The organism is Lactobacillus sp. ESL0259 (assembly GCF_003693045.1).
Classification (GTDB): Bacteria; Bacillota; Bacilli; order Lactobacillales; family Lactobacillaceae; genus Lactobacillus; species Lactobacillus melliventris.
Genome location: NZ_REHP01000001.1, coordinates 61,904 through 80,272, shown reverse-complemented (window position 1 = coordinate 80,272; position 18,369 = coordinate 61,904). Strand labels below are relative to the sequence as shown.

Annotated in this window: 17 protein-coding genes; 5 read left to right on the top strand and 12 right to left on the bottom strand. The window is 35.2% G+C overall.

The genetic code is table 11. The features are described 5' to 3' along the window. Positions 1–69 precede the first annotated feature (69 nt). From F5ESL0259_RS00375 to F5ESL0259_RS00360, 4 genes are all read right to left on the bottom strand, one after another. Positions 70–1,293, bottom strand: a complete 1,224-nt coding sequence (locus F5ESL0259_RS00375) for an ABC transporter permease (protein ID WP_122037091.1) — start codon at positions 1,291–1,293, stop codon at positions 70–72. Further along, positions 1,286–2,182, bottom strand: coding sequence for an ABC transporter ATP-binding protein (locus F5ESL0259_RS00370; protein ID WP_122037090.1), 897 nt, complete (start codon positions 2,180–2,182; stop codon positions 1,286–1,288). Before F5ESL0259_RS00370 ends, F5ESL0259_RS00375 begins: the two co-directional genes overlap by 8 nt. 219 nt (positions 2,183–2,401) lie before the next feature. Next, the gene (locus F5ESL0259_RS00365) at positions 2,402–3,079 is read right to left on the bottom strand and encodes an NAD(P)H-binding protein (RefSeq protein ID WP_122037089.1); all 678 of its coding nucleotides are present in this window, start codon (positions 3,077–3,079) and stop codon (positions 2,402–2,404) included. A 147-nt stretch (positions 3,080–3,226) separates the two neighbouring features. Beyond that, positions 3,227–5,206, bottom strand: a complete 1,980-nt coding sequence (locus tag F5ESL0259_RS00360; RefSeq protein WP_122037088.1) for a PTS glucose transporter subunit IIABC — start codon at positions 5,204–5,206, stop codon at positions 3,227–3,229. 207 nt (positions 5,207–5,413) lie between these two features. On the opposite strand from F5ESL0259_RS00360, the gene treR reads away from it, so the two are divergent. Both treR and treC read left to right on the top strand, forming a co-directional pair. Beyond that, a complete protein-coding gene (gene treR, locus F5ESL0259_RS00355) occupies positions 5,414–6,145 on the top strand; it encodes a trehalose operon repressor (protein ID WP_046324060.1) in 732 nt (243 codons plus the stop codon). Next, positions 6,142–7,794 carry an alpha,alpha-phosphotrehalase gene (treC, locus tag F5ESL0259_RS00350; protein ID WP_122037087.1) on the top strand — a complete coding sequence of 551 codons (1,653 nt, stop codon included), beginning with the start codon at positions 6,142–6,144 and terminating at the stop codon, positions 7,792–7,794. Before treR ends, treC begins: the two co-directional genes overlap by 4 nt. Before the next feature lie 85 nt (positions 7,795–7,879). Here treC and F5ESL0259_RS00345 read toward each other — a convergent pair whose 3' ends face one another. Then, on the bottom strand, positions 7,880–8,371 hold the full coding sequence (locus F5ESL0259_RS00345; RefSeq protein WP_122037086.1) for a PTS glucose transporter subunit IIA: 492 nt from the start codon (positions 8,369–8,371) through the stop codon (positions 7,880–7,882). A gap of 270 nt (positions 8,372–8,641) precedes the next feature. Then, positions 8,642–9,535 (bottom strand): LysR family transcriptional regulator, encoded by an 894-nt coding sequence (locus F5ESL0259_RS00340; RefSeq protein WP_122037085.1) that lies wholly within the window; start codon positions 9,533–9,535, stop codon positions 8,642–8,644. 116 nt (positions 9,536–9,651) lie between these two features. On the opposite strand from F5ESL0259_RS00340, the gene F5ESL0259_RS00335 reads away from it, so the two are divergent. Continuing rightward, a complete protein-coding gene (locus F5ESL0259_RS00335; RefSeq protein ID WP_122037084.1) occupies positions 9,652–10,194 on the top strand; it encodes a PAS domain-containing protein in 543 nt (180 codons plus the stop codon). Positions 10,195–10,878: 684 nt separating this feature from the next. On the opposite strand, the gene F5ESL0259_RS00330 is transcribed toward F5ESL0259_RS00335, so the two are convergent. Then, positions 10,879–11,844, bottom strand: a complete 966-nt coding sequence (locus F5ESL0259_RS00330) for a nitronate monooxygenase (RefSeq protein ID WP_122037083.1) — start codon at positions 11,842–11,844, stop codon at positions 10,879–10,881. A gap of 113 nt (positions 11,845–11,957) precedes the next feature. Here F5ESL0259_RS00330 and F5ESL0259_RS00325 point away from each other — a divergent pair, with 113 nt between their 5' ends. Further along, positions 11,958–12,512, top strand: coding sequence for a TetR/AcrR family transcriptional regulator (locus F5ESL0259_RS00325; RefSeq protein WP_122025445.1), 555 nt, complete (start codon positions 11,958–11,960; stop codon positions 12,510–12,512). A gap of 147 nt (positions 12,513–12,659) precedes the next feature. Here the strand turns inward: F5ESL0259_RS00325 and F5ESL0259_RS00320 are convergent, their stop codons facing one another. The 4 genes from F5ESL0259_RS00320 to F5ESL0259_RS00305 form a co-directional block, all read right to left on the bottom strand. Further along, a complete protein-coding gene (locus F5ESL0259_RS00320) occupies positions 12,660–13,364 on the bottom strand; it encodes an ATP-binding cassette domain-containing protein (RefSeq protein ID WP_122037082.1) in 705 nt (234 codons plus the stop codon). A 15-nt stretch (positions 13,365–13,379) separates the two neighbouring features. Next, complete coding sequence (locus F5ESL0259_RS00315) at positions 13,380–14,138, bottom strand: hypothetical protein (RefSeq protein WP_122037081.1); 759 nt, start codon at positions 14,136–14,138, stop codon at positions 13,380–13,382. A 513-nt stretch (positions 14,139–14,651) separates the two neighbouring features. Continuing rightward, entirely contained in the window at positions 14,652–14,930 is a 279-nt protein-coding gene (locus tag F5ESL0259_RS00310) for a DUF2087 domain-containing protein (protein ID WP_158595971.1), read from the bottom strand. Further along, positions 14,920–16,518 (bottom strand): ABC transporter ATP-binding protein, encoded by a 1,599-nt coding sequence (locus tag F5ESL0259_RS00305; protein WP_122037079.1) that lies wholly within the window; start codon positions 16,516–16,518, stop codon positions 14,920–14,922. The genes F5ESL0259_RS00310 and F5ESL0259_RS00305 overlap by 11 nt, the downstream gene beginning before the upstream one ends. A gap of 138 nt (positions 16,519–16,656) precedes the next feature. On the opposite strand from F5ESL0259_RS00305, the gene F5ESL0259_RS00300 reads away from it, so the two are divergent. Further along, positions 16,657–17,502: a helix-turn-helix transcriptional regulator gene (locus F5ESL0259_RS00300; protein ID WP_122037078.1), complete on the top strand. Its 846-nt coding sequence runs from the start codon at positions 16,657–16,659 to the stop codon at positions 17,500–17,502. Here the strand turns inward: F5ESL0259_RS00300 and F5ESL0259_RS00295 are convergent. Then, positions 17,499–18,368 (bottom strand): ATP-binding cassette domain-containing protein, encoded by an 870-nt coding sequence (locus F5ESL0259_RS00295; RefSeq protein WP_122037077.1) that lies wholly within the window; start codon positions 18,366–18,368, stop codon positions 17,499–17,501. The genes F5ESL0259_RS00300 and F5ESL0259_RS00295 overlap by 4 nt on opposite strands. Position 18,369: the final 1 nt, after the last annotated feature.

Below are 18,369 nucleotides of genomic sequence, written 5' to 3'. Positions count from 1 at the left end.
ATTTTATTATACATCAAGTTTAAATTTCAAAAAAGACTAGGATTTTTTCGTCCTAGTATTTATTATCACTTACGCCTTACTATATGCCAGCCCTCGTTTTAGTCTCTTCCAAAAACTGGTATCTTCTGTTTGCAAAATTACGCCTTGATAGATTTTACTAATATATACTGTCATGCCAATAATACTTACTATTAAAATCGCCAGCGACAGAATAACTTCCATATTACCCACATGACCATTAATTATCCGAATTGGCATCATGAATGAAGAAAAGAATGGCACATAGGATAATACTTGTGGCAGAATTTGTTCGGGGTTAGAAATAAAGGCAAGCGACAGGAAAAAGGCAATAAGGGAAATCATCGTAGTACTTTGAGCAGCTTTTGAAGAGTCTTCAGGCTTGGCTACTAAAGCTCCTGAAAAAGCTGCCAATATCGTATAAATAATTACACCAAGAATCAGGAAAATGAGATTGACATTTAACAAATTGCCCAGAATTTTATTTATTACTACCTGGTTGTCATGCATAAATGAAGCCGTAATTTTTGCATGTAAAGCCCAGTGGTAAGTGGCCCAGCCGCCAACAATATAGATTAAAAGTTGCGTAATAATTACACCAAAAATGCCCATAATTTTGCCTAAGAAATATTTTGCCGCAGTTGTACTGGAGAAAATGATTTCCATAATCTTCGTACCCTTTTCAGAAGCTATTTCTTGAGCTGTAATGCTACTGTAGGAAAGCAAAACCATGTAAACGACCATAATCACTATAATTAATGACACCATTTTAGCCAGTTTATCGCCCAGCTGCTTTTTCTGGAGGATCTCACTATACTGCGGTTGCTGTTGTAAGGCCTTAAGCTGATGTGGTGCTAATTGCGCCTGCTGCAAATTCAGTTGACTCTGCAAGACTTGTAAATAACTTTTTACTTTAGGCTTCAATTCATCATCAATGGGTGACGCTCCGTGATAAATGGCCTTAACCTGCTTTTTTTGCGTTTCAAATACCAGGTAACCATCAATCTTTTCTTTTTTGACAGCCTTTTTAGCAGATTTAGCGGTTTTAATTTTAGCATCAACATATTTATCATTGTTTTTAATAAAGTTTTGGCGAACTTGCTCATTGGAACTGATAACTGCAATCTGGCTGTCTGGATCAGAACTAGCACCGATAGCTCCTCCTAAAGCACTACATCCAATTATGAAAAATGGTCCTAAAATTAAAAGCAGAAAAGACCAAGACTTAACTTGATGCCAATAAGTTTGCAGTGTTATGGTCCATAACTTATTCATGTTGTTCACCAGCTTCCATTCTGAATATTTCGTCAAGTGTTGGTGGTTGCTGCCGGAACTCTTCAACATATTCGCCATTTGTCAATGCGTCAAAGACTTCCGAACCACTATTTTCATTGTCAATTCGCAAAAGATATTGGCCATGCGCTTTCTTTTCCACTTTTTTAACGTGAGGGAGCTGCTGCAATTCTGCAAGCGACTTAGTAGTTTTGCAGTAAATTTCTGTTTTACCAAATGAGTCACGAACAGCGTCAACTGTACCACTTAAAACAACTTGTCCCTTTTTCAACATGATCAAACTATCGCAGATTTCTTCAACGTTTGACATATCGTGACTGGAAAAGATAATTGCTGCATTATTCTTTTTAGCATCTAAAACTGCGTTTTTAAGCAAATCTGCATTTACCGGATCCAAACCGCTAAAGGGTTTATCCAAAATAATTAACTTGGGCTGATGAATTAAAGTACAAATTAATTGCACTTTCTGCTGATTACCTTTTGAAAGTGTTTTAATTTTGTCACTTTTTTTGCCCTGGACATCAAAGCGATTTAACCAATCATCGATTTGCGGTTTTATTTCTTTTGCCGAGCGGCTTTTTAGCTGCGCCAAATAAATAATTTGCTGTTCAATAGTCATTTTGGGCAGTAAACTACGTTCTTCTGGTAAGTAGCCGATAGTATCAAAAGTTTTTTCAGTAATGGGCTGATCTTCCCAAGTAATTTTTCCTTCATAGTGCAGAAAGTTTAAAATACTATGGAAAGTCGTAGTTTTCCCTGCGCCATTTTGACCAATCAAACCCATGATTTCACCAGGCTGAATGGTAAAGTTAACGTCTTTAAGAGCCTGAAAATCACCAAAACGCTTACTTAAATGTTCTACTTTTAGCATGGCCCCTCCTTTTTTCTAATAACAATATAAGCAGATTTTACCATATGCACTAATATAAGCGAAATAGTTTTTTAATTTAAGCAGACTTAAAACAACAATATTTGCAATACTACTTTCATTCATTTTTTACTGCGTTTTAGGCCAAAATAAAAGGCTAAGAAATCATGTTAGCAAAGCATTAATTTATTAGCCTATTAAAATTTTATGATCAAAATATTTTTAGTGGAAGTTTGTTATTGCCTGTTTAATAGGTACTAACCCATTAGCAATATCAAATTCCTTTTGGTGTAATTTTCCCGTTAAAATAATGTCAGCAACTGTTCGGGCCACATCTTGACGAGTAATTGTCATATCTGCAATAGAATCAGTAAAATGATTTGCCACTTTGATCTTTCCCGTTCCCTTTTGATTAGTCAGTGCCACTGGCCGCAAAATTGTATAGTCGAGTGAACTGTGCAATAACCACTGATCAGCATAATATTTTGCCGCATAGTAATAATTTTGCGGTCCTGCTGCTGGTGTATTATCCGACCAAAAGCTGCGATCGTCAGATTTAATTGCACTAATCATGATAAAACGGTGAACGCCAGTTTCTTTTGCCGCATTAATTGCTTTGACTGCTCCATCAAGGTCAATCATCATCGTTGCATCAGCACCGGTTTTGCCACCTGAACCGGCAGCAAATACAACTACATCAACCGTCTGCATGGCTTTTGCCAATTGCCCTTGCGGTCCTGCTAGATCAATAAATGCGGTAGTAATTCCCTTTTCTTGATAGGCTTTTTCCTGCTCATGGGAGCGCAAGCCGGCAATGACTTGGCAATTCGTACTTTCTTGTAGCATTTTTACCAATAATTGCCCAATTTGTCCGTGAGCACCAATTATCAGAACTTTCATTTTGTAATCACTCCATCCACAATAGTTCATTTTATTATAGTTTAACCACGTATTTCAAAAATGCATTATAAAAGGGCTCTTGACTAATCACTATTAGTTTTAGAACCCTTTTAGATAATTCAAATGTTTTATTAATTAATCATATCATTATATATTAGCTAAATTCTTCTTCTTGGGTGCATTCTTAGGACTATCAGCGTCATTCTCCTTATAGCCAAAGAAGTAAGTTAAAGCAAATGCTGCAATAATAGTAACAATAGAAGCAATCCAGAAGTTTAACAGGTTGTTTGGATTGCCTTGTCCTGCTTTAGGAACAAATGATGGAAAGCCAATCAAGCTGCCAGTAAAGCCATACATATCAACTTTAAGCAGACCGTTGACCAGACCACCAATGGCAGCACCGAGGCTGGAAGTCATAAATACACGACCATACTTTAAGTTAACACCGTACATTGCCGGTTCAGTAATACCAACAGCGGCGGAAATAGCAGCACTTAAAGATAAGCCCTTTAGGTCAGGATTGTGCTTTGTCTTAAACCAAACAGCAAGGGCGCCGGCACCTTGGGCAATCATCGTTACTGAAACGATACCGTTTAAGATACTATGTCCCGTAGCAGCAATATCATTCGCAATAATTGGCACTACTGCCCAGTGCAGTCCGAAGATAACCAGTATCTGGTAAAGACCACCGATGATTAAACCAGAAAGTGCAGTGTTGACTGTCAGTAACCATTGCAATACTTTAGCAATTCCCGTAGAAATAAATGAAATTACAGGACCCACAATAATTAAGACTGTCATCCCTACTAAAAAGATTTCTACTAGCGGAGTGAAAATTTGTCTTAATGTGACTGGCATCCACTTCTTAATCCACGGTTCAATCTTAGCAGCCATCCAAGCCGCAAAAATCATTGGGAAAATCGAATAAGTATATTGCGGAATATGAATTGGAATACCAAAGAAATTGGCATTAATACCAACGCCAGCTAAGTAGTAACTAAATTTTCCGCTGGCATAAATCTTTACTAAATCAGGATAAATCAGAAAGCCGCCGATAATAGAAACAACTACCGGGTTAGAGCCTAATCTTTGAGCAGCAGTAAAGCCAACGATTAAAGGCAGGAAGTAAAACGACGCATCCCCCATCGCATTGATAATAGTGTAAGTTGGAGAAGCCGTAGACATGTGGCAAAAGTTAGTTAAAATGTTAAGAATACCTTTTAACATACCACTGGCAGCCAGCAAACCAATCACAGGCATCATAGAGCCGGTAATTACGCCTATTAACTGGAAGAAGCCATTTTTAATCTTGCCACCAAGAGATTGGTTAGCTGCTGGAGCTGGAGCAGCAGGTGCAGGTTCACCTTGTCCAGCATATTCAGGCCCAAGTAGTTTAATTAGCTCGTCGTAAACGTCTTCTACCGTTTGCCCAATTACTATCTGATATTGGTTATTAGCACGAGTAACATCTATTACTCCTTTAATGTTGTTAACTTCATCATCATTCGGAATGCTATCATCGTTTAAAGTAAACCGCAAACGAGTAAAACAGTGCATAACGTTTTTAACATTATCGGCGCCGCCAACAGCCTGAACAATTTCACGCGCTGTAGTTTGATATTTATTTTCATTTTTATTAGCTGCAGCTGGTGCTGCTTTAGCCTGTTTTAATGTAATAGTAGCAGCTGATTCGCCAGCAGCTTTAGTACCCAGAGCAAGGTCAATGCCAGCTAGAACATCTTGAGTATTTGTAATTGCCAAGATGACGGTATCATCTTTTTGAGCATCTTTAATCGCTTGCAGATCCATCGTCCCCAATTGCTGTCCCGCTTTTACCTCAGAGTTTGCTGCTACTTGCAAATCAAATGGTTTACCATCAAGTTCGACAGTATCTATGCCCAAGTGAAGCATAACTTCCACACCGTCTGCAGTCTGCAATCCAAGTGCGTGCTTAGTTTCAGCCACCATTATCACTTTACCTGTTACAGGCGAGACAATCTTCCCAGAGCTAGGTTTAACGGCAAAACCTTCACCTAACTTCTTCTGAGAAAAAACCGAGTCATTAACATCCTCGAGTTTAATGACCTCACCGGCAACAGGTGCCAGTATTTTTATCGTATTACTCATAATTACGCCTCCATGAAACTACCACATAAAAGGTCGTCATATATATTGATAACGCTTTCCTTAAGATTATAGTTCTTGTATAGACAGGTGTCAACAAATTGCTTATTATATTGTTGTAATAAATAATTTTGTATTATTTTCCAGACTAGACAGGTTAAAAATTAACATAAGGTGGTATGATTAGTGTTAAAAGGTGGATAACAAATAATGAGAGCTAAATATTTACAAATTGCGGCAGATTTAACGAATAAAATTAGGCATGAGCAGTATGTTGCCGGTGATTTCTTGCCAAGTGAACCAGCACTATCAGAGCTATATAATGTTTCACGTGAAACCATCAGGAAATCTTTAAATGAACTCTTAGATGCTGGCCTAATTCAAAAAATAAAAGGTAAAGGTTCAGTAGTTATTAATGCCGCGCGCATTGCCTTCCCAATTTCTAATATTGAATCCTTTGATGAACTTAATAAACAAAAGCAAATGCATGCTACGACCAAAATATTGGAATTAAAAGACACGCAGGTGCCTTTGACTATTATTAAGCATTTATCTTTAACAGAAACTGCTGCAACTTATGTGTCCCGTTTACGATTAATCAATGATGAACCAATTGTGGTTGATGAAGATTATATTTTAAAAAAATATGTACCTAAAATTTCGGCTAAGCAAGCTCAAAGCTCGTTATATCAGTATTTTGAAGATGATTTAGGACTTGAAATTGATTATGCCACTAAAACTATTACCGTAGAACCAGCCAGTCAAAACGTAATGAAGCAGTTGCAGCTTACCGATACCAACTTGGTTGTAGTAGTGCGCAGTTTAACTTATTTAAAAGATACATCTTTTTTTCAATATACTATTTCCCAACATCGGCCCGACAAATTTAAATTTGTAGACTTCGCACATAGAAAAGCACAAAATGGAGGACTTATATTATGAGTTTAGCTGACAAAGTGATTTACCAAATATATCCCAAATCATTTTATGACAGCAATGGTGACGGGATCGGTGACTTAAGGGGGATTATCCAAAAAATTCCTTACTTAAAGAAATTAAATATTGACATGATTTGGTTTAATCCTTTTTTTGTATCTCCTCAGAATGATAATGGCTATGATATTGCCGATTATTATAGTATTGATCCACTATTTGGTACAATGGCTGACTTTGAAGAACTAGTCACAAAGCTTGGGCAAAATCATATTGGTGTGATGCTCGATATGGTCTTAAATCATTGTTCTACTGATCACATTTGGTTTAAAAAAGCCTTAGCTGGAGACGAATATTATCAGAAGTTTTTCTACATTAGAAAGCCTAAAGCAGATGGCAGTATGCCCAACAATTGGACATCTAAATTCGGTGGCTCAGCTTGGGCACCTTTTGGAAATAGTGGTAAATATTATCTTCATTTATACGAGAAAACTCAAGCTGATTTGGACTGGCACAATCCTGCAGTTAGAAAAGAACTATTTAAGGTAGTTAACTTTTGGCGTGACAAAGGGGTTAAAGGCTTTCGCTTTGATGTAATTAATGTTATTGGCAAAGATGAAAAACTTACTGACGCACCCCAGAACACCGCCAGTAAGCTAATGTATACTGATCAGCCCATAGTCCATCAATATCTAAAAGAATTAAATAAAAAAACTTTTGGTCAGCAGCCAGATACAATTACTGTCGGGGAAATGTCATCGACGACTATTGCTAATTCTGTTGCTTACACTAGAAAAGATAATCATGAGCTGTCAATGGTTTTCACTTTTCATCATCTAAAAGTTGATTACAAAGATGGCCAGAAATGGACCAGGATACCTTTTGACTTTTCCGCTTTAAAAAATGCTCTTAACGAGTGGCAGATTGGAATGAGTCAAGGTGGCGGCTGGAATGCTCTCTTTTGGAACAATCATGATCAGCCTTGGGCGCTGAGCCGTTTTGGTGATCCTATTAATTTTCGCGAAAAATCTGCAGAAATGCTGGCTACCGTAATGCATTTATTACGTGGTACACCTTATATTTATCAAGGTGAAGAAATTGGCATGATCAATCCTAATTACCAGACAATCACTGACTATGTTGATGTAGAAACGCTTAACGCTTATGACGAGCTTAAACAGGAAGGCTTAAGTGACGCCCAAGCTCTGGCAATTATTCAGGCTAAGTCGCGCGATAACAGCAGAACCCCCATGCACTGGGATGACACTGTTAATGCCGGTTTTACCACAGGAACCCCTTGGCTTAGGCCTAAAGATCAAGATAAAATTAATGTTGCAGCTGAATTGGATCATGGTGAGATTTTCCCTTATTATCAAAAACTGATTTACTTGAGAAAACATTATCCCATTATCGCCAAGGGAAGTTATGAACCGATTGACTTGGATCACCCACAAGTTTTTGCTTATTGCAGACTTTATCACGGGCAAACCTTACTGGTAATTAATAACTTTTATGGTAAAAAAATTACTTATAGCTTACCTGACACTTATCAAGGGCAGCAAGCACAAACATTGATTAGCAATTATCATAAAAATTTACAGGAAGTACCAAAAACTTTAGCTTTGCATCCCTATGAATCACTAGCCTTGTTAATATAGATTAACGCAAAAACACCTCCAAATTTGTCCTAAATTTGGAGGTATTATCTTTGGAAAACTAACCTGTTTTGTTTGTCAAAAACATCTAGCCAATAAGTAAATCATTAGCCTTAACTTCTGCACCATCATCCTGGTTCAGTTTGATTTCTTTTTCATATCCACTAGTGAACACAACAATGACAATAGGGTCTAATTTGTTATCAGTTACAACATTCTTATCAAATACTTCTAATTTTTGACCTTGAGTTACCTCGTCATCTTGGTTTACCATCACTTCAAAGCCTTCTCCTTTTAAGTTCACAGTATCAATCCCAATATGAATAAGAATTTCGACACCTTGTGCAGTTTTTATACCTACGGCATGCTTTGTCTTGGGAAGAGCCTCAATTTTACCTGCTACAGGTGCATAAACGGTTACTTTATCCTCATCTGGAATAATGGCAAAACCGTCTCCCAGCATTTTTTGTGCAAAAGCCGGATCGTTTACCTTTTCAATTTTTTCAAGTTTGCCACTAATTGGTGCAGTGACCGTAAAGTCTTCCTGCTTCTCTTGTTTCTTACCAAACCACTTAAACATTCTTCTGACCTTCTACTTTCATTAATCTTAAGTAATTAATTTCATGTTTTATTACAATTTTAGCTTTCTAACTATTAACAAATATATACTTTTAATCAATAAAAACTAGTAATGAAAAAACATTTTCCTGTTTTTTAAGAAAATCACTCCAAAAGTGCTTTTTCCGTTAACTCTCTATATAGCAGCTGTTCATATCTAACTCACAAAAAAATCCAATACGTAACAGTAAAAACACTTCTCTCTTCCCACCTTTAACAAGAGAATTCTGTACTATTCAAAATCAAAATTAAAATCTTGAATAAACTTGATAAATTGATAGACAATTCTTTTCGCATTATTTTTCTGTGTAATGGCTACTAAATCAACTTGCGGTTCCCAGTCAAGGGGAACATAGGCTAAGCTGCTGTCAAGTTCAGGATAAATACAGTAAAGACCTAATCCCAGACCTTGATTTGCCTTAAGCAAAACATTTAAAGAAGATATTTCAGCAGCATAAGTAATATTTAAATCTTTATTCAGATGAATAATCTTATTTTGTAAATTAATGATATCTGCCGCTGCCCACCTATTATCTAGAAACACCAGTTTTTCACCCTGAAAATCCGTCAGTTTAATTATACTTTTTTTACTCAAAGGGTTATTTCGCGGAACGATTACTTTAAACGGCTCTGTTTCGATTGGATAGACCTTAATATTATTTAAATCTTCAGCTTCCAATCCAGTTGTCAGCATAACATCCAAATTGTTAGACACCAATTGCTGCTTTAATTCATTGCGATTCAAATTTACCAGTACAAATTTAACTTGAGGGAACATTTTTTGAAATTGACTTAGCCAAAGGGGAATATATTTATCATTAAAAGGATTATATGAATAGCCAAAATTTATTTGCAATCTTTCTTTTTTATCTTTTTCCTGAATCTCCTGTACTGCAGAATTATAGTTATTAATTAATTGCCTGATTTTTTGATAAAAAACTTCACCATTTTTCGTTACATTAACATAGCGCTTGTTGCGATTAAATAATTTGACACCAATTTCATCCTCGATAGCATTAATATCATGTGTGACAGTTGGCTGGGTTACATGAATTGCCTTAGCAGTTTTGGTAAAATTTTTTGTTTCAACTAAATTAACAAAAGTAACAAGTTTTTTTATATCCATATCTTATTCCTTATAATTTATTTTTATTATTAATAACTGATATTAATTTCATTTATAATTATAAATAAAATATACTGTTCTTGTAAACGGTTTATATAATAAATAAGGAGATTAAAATGGTTAAACATACAGAAGAAGCTACCAGTGCCTGGATTGCCGAAACAGCTAAAAAAGTTAATGCTGCTAAGGGCTCAGATTATGTAGAATTAGATCAAGGACTATTAACAGTTGACCAAATCGACGCATTGCTCAACTGTCTGCCACTTGAATTAATTACTATTGATAAAGATGATCGTTATGTCTATTGCAATAATGAAATCCCTAAGGAGATGTTACTTTCACCACGTTGGCCTGAAAAACTTGGCCAAACTTTATCTGAAGTTCACAAAAAGACTTCAATGCCTCATGTTCAAGAAATAATGGATTACGCCAAAACTGGCAAAACCTATAAACTTATTAAACCAAGTGATAACGAATATATGGTTGCCTCTTTTAAGAATATGACTGACAAAAATGATCAATATGCTGGCGTGACTGAATGGATTGTTGATTTATTACCAATCATTAACTGGTACCTAAAACAAACGGGACAGAAACTGGTTCCTGACGAAACTAAAAAGGCAACCGATGTAGATTCCGGTGCCTCAATGCAGTCATAAATAAAATTAGTATGTTTATTAAATTCTAGCTGAGAACTAACTTCCGATATTCTATCAGAGTTAGTCCTTTTTAGTTTGACCCTAGTTTTTTCATTGTAGTAGTCAAAGTATTACGATTCACTTAGATTCTTAAGCCATAAAAGTTAATGCTTTTTCTCTGTTATAATAAAGCTGGAGGCAACAGCCTATCTGATATGGATAGGAGGTGATTCCAATGGAAATAGCAAAATTATTTATACAATTTTTTCTTGATTTGCTTAGAGAACTAACAGTTTTCTTAGTTAAAAAACGCTGGCTAAACGACAAGAAGAAAAAGAAGTAGGTTGCCTTCCTTCTTTTATAATTAGCACGCAAAAAAGCTCTATTGTTGGGATAGAGCTTTTTGTGTGACTCCAGTGGAATCGCTAAACTATTTATACACTTATATTCTAGCATAAAATTATTGCAAAAAGAAAACAAAAGTAACGAAAAGCTAACAAAAGTGCCTAAAAAGAGAATTACCAAATTTTAAAGTAATGGTTCTTAATCAGCAACTTTATTAAGATATTTTTGGCTTTATTTAGCTAAAAGCATAAGAGCAGCTTCACGGCTAGACATATTATTAAATTCGCATGATGCCTGACAGCATCATCATTTTATGCCGTAATCATTTCCTCATTTCTGCGAGGATAATTAGCAGATAAATTATAATTCTACATTTTGCAATGATTGCAGAACGTTTTCAGTATCTTGTAACACATCCGCAATAATCTGTTTAACAGACTTTGTTTCTTTAATTAGGCTCAAATCTTGACCAACCATAATTGCGCCATTTTGCGTATCACCTTGATACATGCCCATTTTAATAGTTTTAGCATCAAGACCAGCTTCTTTTTGAGCAGCTTCAGCCTTCAGATGAGTAGCTTCTAAGTCTTTGATCTGATCAGAAAGGTTATTAGCGATCATTCTAAAGGGCGCATCATTAGCATAAGAAACTTCGGCAGTAGCCATATCTTCTGCAGCAATAATTGCTTGTTTTGCTTTATCACTAATCGGTAACTCATCTGCTACTAAAAAAGCAGTGCCCATTTCTATTCCTTCGGCTCCCAAAGCAAATGCTGCAGCACCACTATGGCCATCTACAATACCACCAGCAGCTACTACAGGAATATTAACTACCGCTACTACTTGTGGTACTAAAGCCATTGTGGACTCAAAAGAAACATGGCCGCCACCTTCCCAGCCTTTGACAACTACCAAATCAGCTCCTGCTTTTTCTGCTGTGACCGCATCAGCCAAATAACTGGCCTTGACAATTATTTTCATACCGAGTTTATGCCAACGCGGGAAATACTTTTGGCATAAAGCGCCATTAAGCCGCATAGCATCAGCATAAACTACAGGCGGCTTGGTTGCTGTCAACACTTCATCTGCTTGCTCAACAATTCCCTCTTGCATGATTGCGTTAACGGCAAACGGTTTTTCAGTCAATTTTTTAGTCTGGTTAATTTCTGCAATGCTGGCGTCTTTAGGCATATAACCTAAGCCCAATACGCCCAAACCACCAGCGTTTGAGACCGCAGACACTAAAGGAGAAAGTGAAGTAAACGCCATTGCACCCTGAATTACTGGCTTTTCAATTCCTAATACTTCTTTTACTCTATTCACCATTTAGTTTTTACCTCCATCACTTATAAATTTGCTAAAATTAGCATAACGATTCCTTGGTTAAGGTGTAATGACAAATATTTAAATTTTGTCGAGTCAGAAGAAGGCATTACTTAATGGAAAAGCAAAATCCTAGTTTAGAGTTACGCCTAAGTAACGCGTTATTCAGCTTGTTGAATGATAAAGATTATGAACAAATCACAATCTCAGATATCACCAGAAAAACTAAAGTGGCCAGAACAACTTTTTACATTTGTTTTGACAATAAAGATGAATTGCTGCGCTTTTCTATTAACCGGTATATGATTCCGTTTGTAGCCGGTTTGCGCAACTCACTTGATCTTAAACCTAAAGACAACATGACCAGAACTATTGCTGCACTGAATGATATAGCGCCACAAATTAAATTTCTGCCGCTTTTGCTTAGCATCAAAACTGCAACATTTAATCCCAGTCGCGAAATCGAAAATAATGTTAAAAAAGAAATCAGGCAGATATTACAAAAGGAAAAAATTGCTCCCGATATTTTAGAATACTTTGCCAGTCTTTATTTTGTCAGTTTATTAGAAACACAAAAATGGTGGGCCAAACATCCCAAGGTTGCCCCAGCTAAAGTCGCTCAACTAATTCATCAAAGCTGCTATCACGGACTTATTTCACTTCTTAATTAACAAAAAAAGAACCAAGTAGTTATTAGCTTCTTAGTTCTATTTGTTAATATATAGTAATGCATTGCTGATCAATACACCTTGCAAGCCTAAACAAAATAGTCTATTCAGTTCAATCAGTTTTATTACCTCTTATAAATCAAAGTATAGTTACTCTTGATTTAACAAGATATTGCCTGATCGCATCTTCTTAAAGGCAATATCAATGTCATCTGTATCCGCAGCTTGTAACATTTGGCTAAGATTACCTTGAAAAACACATTTTTTGTTCCCAACGAATACAATATGCGCCTGCATGGAATCTAATTTATCCAGCTGGTGTAAAGTCATAATAACTTTTTTCTTTTTCTCAACAACTAAAGATACAATTAAGTCTAGAATTAAATTTTCAATATAACTGTCAATTCCACTAAGAGGTTCATCGAATAAATATAATTCCCGCTCCATTATGCTAGTACAATAAACCATAACAGATTGGTATTCTCCACCAGATAAAGACCTTAGTTTAGTATTTACCAGGCCTTTTATAATCTCATTATAAAAACGAGTTTGCGCATTAGTAATTGTAACAGTATGATCATTCATTGCTTTAAAAAAATTTATTACTCGTTTTACCGTCAGTTCATCAAAGAAAGACATATTTTGAAATTTATAAATAATATTAGGCATAGAAGGAAAACCTATCATAGCTGTAGCAGGACGATCAATAAAGCCGTAAATTAGATTAAGTAAAGTCGTTTTACCAGCACCATTACCGCCAATTATTACATTTAACTGATCGGCAATAAATTTTGCGTTAAAATCGGCAAAGATTTCTTTATTTTTATAAGAAAAGTTCAAATGCTTAATTTCCATATTGTCTCCTTACAACTATTTTTCAAAAATTGTAGAAATATTTTGTTTCGCAATAAAAATCATCCCAAATAGGACATAAATTAGAATAACGATCAATAAATTAGCAAGGGTTGCCCAATTTACTCTAGAAAACATCATTTGCATTATTACTTCATACCCCTTCATTAGGTATTTAACAGGTGTACATAGCAATAACAAATTTAATATTTTATTTTTTGCTTCAACAGCTGACACCATGAATGAGGCCAAAATAATCAATGTAATAACAATATTGTAAGTTTGTAACTTTAATTTTGTTGTTAGCAAAAAATACAAGCCCATAGTTAAAGGCAAAACTAACACAGTCGCAGCTATGATAGTGGTTAACAGTAAATAACCTAGATAGGCAAAAGACTTAAACATTAGTGCGGTAATTAAGTTAAATAGAAATAATTCTATTATTAAAAACGTCCATTGCGATAAAAATTGACTAATTAATACTAGATATTTTGAATTTGTTACCATGTAAATAACTTTATAATAGCCATAGTCACGATACTCAACCATTGCCAGAATCACTGAGTTTAGAACAGTTGTTAAAGCAATATAGGCAAAATAGTATGCACTGCCGCTAATTAGTTTACTCTTACTGACAGTATAGTTATTAATAAAAACCGGAGCGTTAGATATAGCAAAATATATAACTGGAAAGACAATGTTAAACATTAAAGCAATTTTGTTGCTAAAAGCATTAATAAGGAAAATCTTGTAGAGCGAATAAAACCTTTTTTTCATATAGAAATCTCCGTGAATATTACCTAATATTTTGAAATAGTTTAAACTTATCGCCTAAAAGGTGTACTCAAATTTAACTAAGAATTAAAATTCAGCTAATTTTCATTTCAAATAGATTCTCAGTTTAGCAACAACAGTCAATTTTTTAGTCTTCACTGTACGATAATTATACGATAATTATGAAAATTATATGTTATTTTTATATGCCAGTCAATTAAATTTCATATTTTTGATATTTAAAGTTATAAAAATATTCCTTTTAGTCTTTCTAGTTTATTTGATATTGTAGTTGTCATTACACAAAATAAATTTTACTAAAAAGGCTGCATTATAACGTTTTCGGGATCAATCAAAGTCAAAGTTAAAACCTTGAACAAACTTGCTAACCTGAAAAATTATTCTTTTTGTTGTTTTTCTGCATCAAGTCTACTAAATTAACCTGTAGCTTTTCGCCCAAACAAAAAGGACAAGCAGTTAATGTGCCACTTGTTCTTAATTATATTAAATTAAATCCTAATCCTTTACCCCAATTTCTTCATTCAACCAGTAAGTTCTACCATCATCCGTTCTCTTTAAAAGATGATTTTCAATTAGATCTCGTCTTCTAGTAACATAGTCTGACACAAAGTGCATTAAAATCAGGTTCACTTCCTGCTCAGAATATTTTTTAGCTGGTTCAAATTTAGTTGCCAAATATTGTAAAATCAACAGCCGGTTTTTAGCCTTACCAGGCCATACTTTAACAACTCCATTATCATCAATATAGCGCATTAATACTTCTTTATTCTTCATTTTCTCCATTTAAATTAATTATCCGATCAAACAATGATTTTTCAGTGGCAGAAATTTTATGAGCCACTTCAATTACTGCCAAATTAGGCTTTTTTAATAACGTTTTATGAATTGCAAGTGACAGCTCCGGATCAAGGGCACTAGTAGCCTCATCTGCCAGCAATACGGGCCGTTCAGAGAGAAAAGCACGTGCAATTTCAATTCTTTGGATTTGTCCGCCGGATAAATTTGCCCCCTTTTCACCAACTTGATAGTCCCAGCCTTTTTCATCTATGAGCTCTGTTAGTCCCGCCGCTTCGATTGCCTTAGCCAAACTTGCTGGAGAAGCCTTCCGCCCCAGTAAAATATTAAATTTGATTGTATCATCAAAGATAAATGGCTTTTGGTTGACGTAACTAAAATTATCGTGAGCTGCGGCCCAATTACCGGTAACATCTTTATCATCAATAAAAACATGCCCCTCGCTGGGCTTAATTTTACCCAACATTAAGTTTAACAGTGTAGTTTTACCCCAGCCACTAGGTGCCATGAGTAAAATTTTTTCGTTAGGTGCTACCATCAAGTTAAGATGAGCAAAAATCTTTCTTCCACCTTGACTATAAGTGGCATCTTCAACTTTCAAACCAGCAAATTGACCAGTTTTCGCACTTTTAGTACTGTCAGCTGAAAAAGACAGAGCCTGCTCTACTTTATTCCACATTGGTTTAGTAGACTTAATAGCATTTAATTGCTGAAAAATATTAACTATCGGATTAATAAATTCATTTGATAGTTGCACTATCATAATTAAGGTACCAACACCGATCTGTCCTTGCAGCATTAAGATAGCACCTACTAAAAATGGTAGTATAAAGCTGAAAATATCTGCGAAAGCCATAATGACTTCTCCCGCTGCAGCTTGTGTGAAGTTTAATGACTTCAATGCCTCTTCCATTCTTTTGGCACTGTTAACGACTTTACTAATAGTCGAACTTTGAGCATCGTACAATCCAACAGTTTGCGCTCCGTTTAGCCCGTCATTCACACTCTGAGTATACGAAACATTATTTGTCTCCCAGACTTTTGCTTTGGCTTGAATAGTTTTGGTAAATGCTCTTTGCACCAGTCCGGGAATTAAAGTAGTTACCATAAAAATTAATGTTAAAATCCAAGAATTGATTAAACCAACCACAACTGACAGTAGAAAAGAAGCTAATTCTGCAATGATCATTAGTTCATTTGTAGTCTTAGATGTTTCAATTTGTTTAAGATCGTTGGTCATCAGGCTTAAGCCGTCCTTTTGTGAATCACTGCGTTGTTCAATCAGATAACCCATCGTTTTCTCTTTAAGATAAACATTGACATCTTGAATAATAGAACACTTGATATAGCGGTATACAAAATTAGACAACATAATAATTAAGATTGTTGCAGCGCCAATGCCAGCAATTTTAATTAAATTACTACTATCGCCTTGACGATATTGCGCTGCATTTAACATGATCTTGGTGACATAAGCAATCACAACATTGCCAAACGCACTGACTATTGCTAAAAGTGTGTATGCACCTAATTTCCATTTAGGCGCAAATTTTAATGAAGACTGCATTTTTCTACTCCTTTTTCATTATTAAAACAGTTAAGATATTTTTTGATTAGCTATATTAAAGCATGACTAATTTTTGAATATATTTTTTCTCATATATGAGAAAAAAGTGTCATAATATAGCAAAAAGGACAAAACAACATGCAATCAGGAATTGAATTTAAACAATTAAGAAGAAAACAGCATATTACGCTTAAAGAAGCAGCTAAAGGTATTTGTTCCATTCAGATGCTATCCCGGTGGGAAAATGATCAAGGCCATATGGACTTTAACCGGGTATTAAAACTATGCGAAAGAATCAGTTTATCAGCAACTGAATATATTGCGCTTGCCAAACTAGACCCGCAGGATCATATTGCACTTATTTTAGAAAAATCCTGGAGTAATCACGATAAAGACTATTTGGAAAAACTAGCTCAATCGGCATTAAATAAATACAAGTTAAGCCAAGATCCTTTTGATCTCGATTATGCAGCAATTGCTTGCAGTTTGTATTATAAAACTTCACAGCACAATATTTTTCCTATAGCCCAGCAAAATGAATTAAACCAGCAATTAAGTAAAATAACTGTTTGGGGTCATGAATTTCTCTCACTATTTGCCAATGTTATCCCTATTATTAGTCCCAGAATCATTTACCAAATTTCTGTTCAGGTTATCAATAATATTTCTTTTATTAAAAAAGCGGGAGAAGGTACATTCCATTTTGGTATAGCAGCACTATTTGAAGGTGTAATCGGCTTAATTACAAATAGTCAGTTTAAATTTGCAGATAAACTGCTCACACAAATAAATCAGATTGACTTACCAGATAATGAGATGTTGCTAATTGTTGGATGCAAATTTTTAAATGCAATTCTCAGCTTTCACAATACTGCCAATGATGATCTAGCTGTTTCTATCATTCATTTTTTAACCAGTATGAACATGCAAACTACGGCTACTTACTTTTTACAAATATTAAATCGGGTTAAAGCTCTAAACTAATTATAAAATTTGTTAAATAAGTCTTCGATATCAATTCTTTCAACCGCGTACTGAATATCGGCTTGCACTAGGTTTGCTAGCAGCTGAGTCAACTTATCTGGGGTAATTTCTGCCAAAGGAACCAGTAGCAGATTATTGGGCAGAGTCTCATAATGATAATCAGATAGCAGCTTAGTAGCTTCAGGACTAGACTGCATTTTTAAATAACGCTTTTTTTGCTTTTTATTGTCTAAATCTTCAATGATATGTCCCTTACCCATAAATAAGACTCTATCAGCATACTGCTGCAAGTTGGACAAAAGATGTGAGGCCATAATGATCAGCTTCTTTTCCTCTTTTAATTTAAGGAGTATTTGTGAAATTAAAGCAACATTCTGGGGGTCGAGTCCATTCATTACCTCATCTAAAAGCATTACTGGAGAATCAGCTGCTACTACCATGGCAAAGCAAAGTCTCTGTTTCATTCCCAAAGAATATGTCTGCACTTTCCGCTCAACATAACTTTTCATTTGCAAGTCAGCAATAATTTGGTCAACAGGTTTAGCAGAATTGTGCCAAAGATCAGCATATAAATTAAGATGGTCCCGTCCCGTCATGAAAGGAAATAAATCGCTTTGCTCGGGAAAAGAGCAGATTTGCTGGTGCAATTTTATCGTATCTTTTTGACTTTGATAACGTGTACCTTCATACTCAACAAACCCTTTTTGCGGTGTTAAATTATGCAAAATAACATTAATCAGAGTTGACTTACCTGTTCCATTAGGAGCAACCAAGCCAACTATTTCACCTTGTTTAAATTTGAGGTTAATGTCATCTAAAACAACATTTTTTCCAAAAGCCAATCTGACATCTTTTAGTTCTAACATT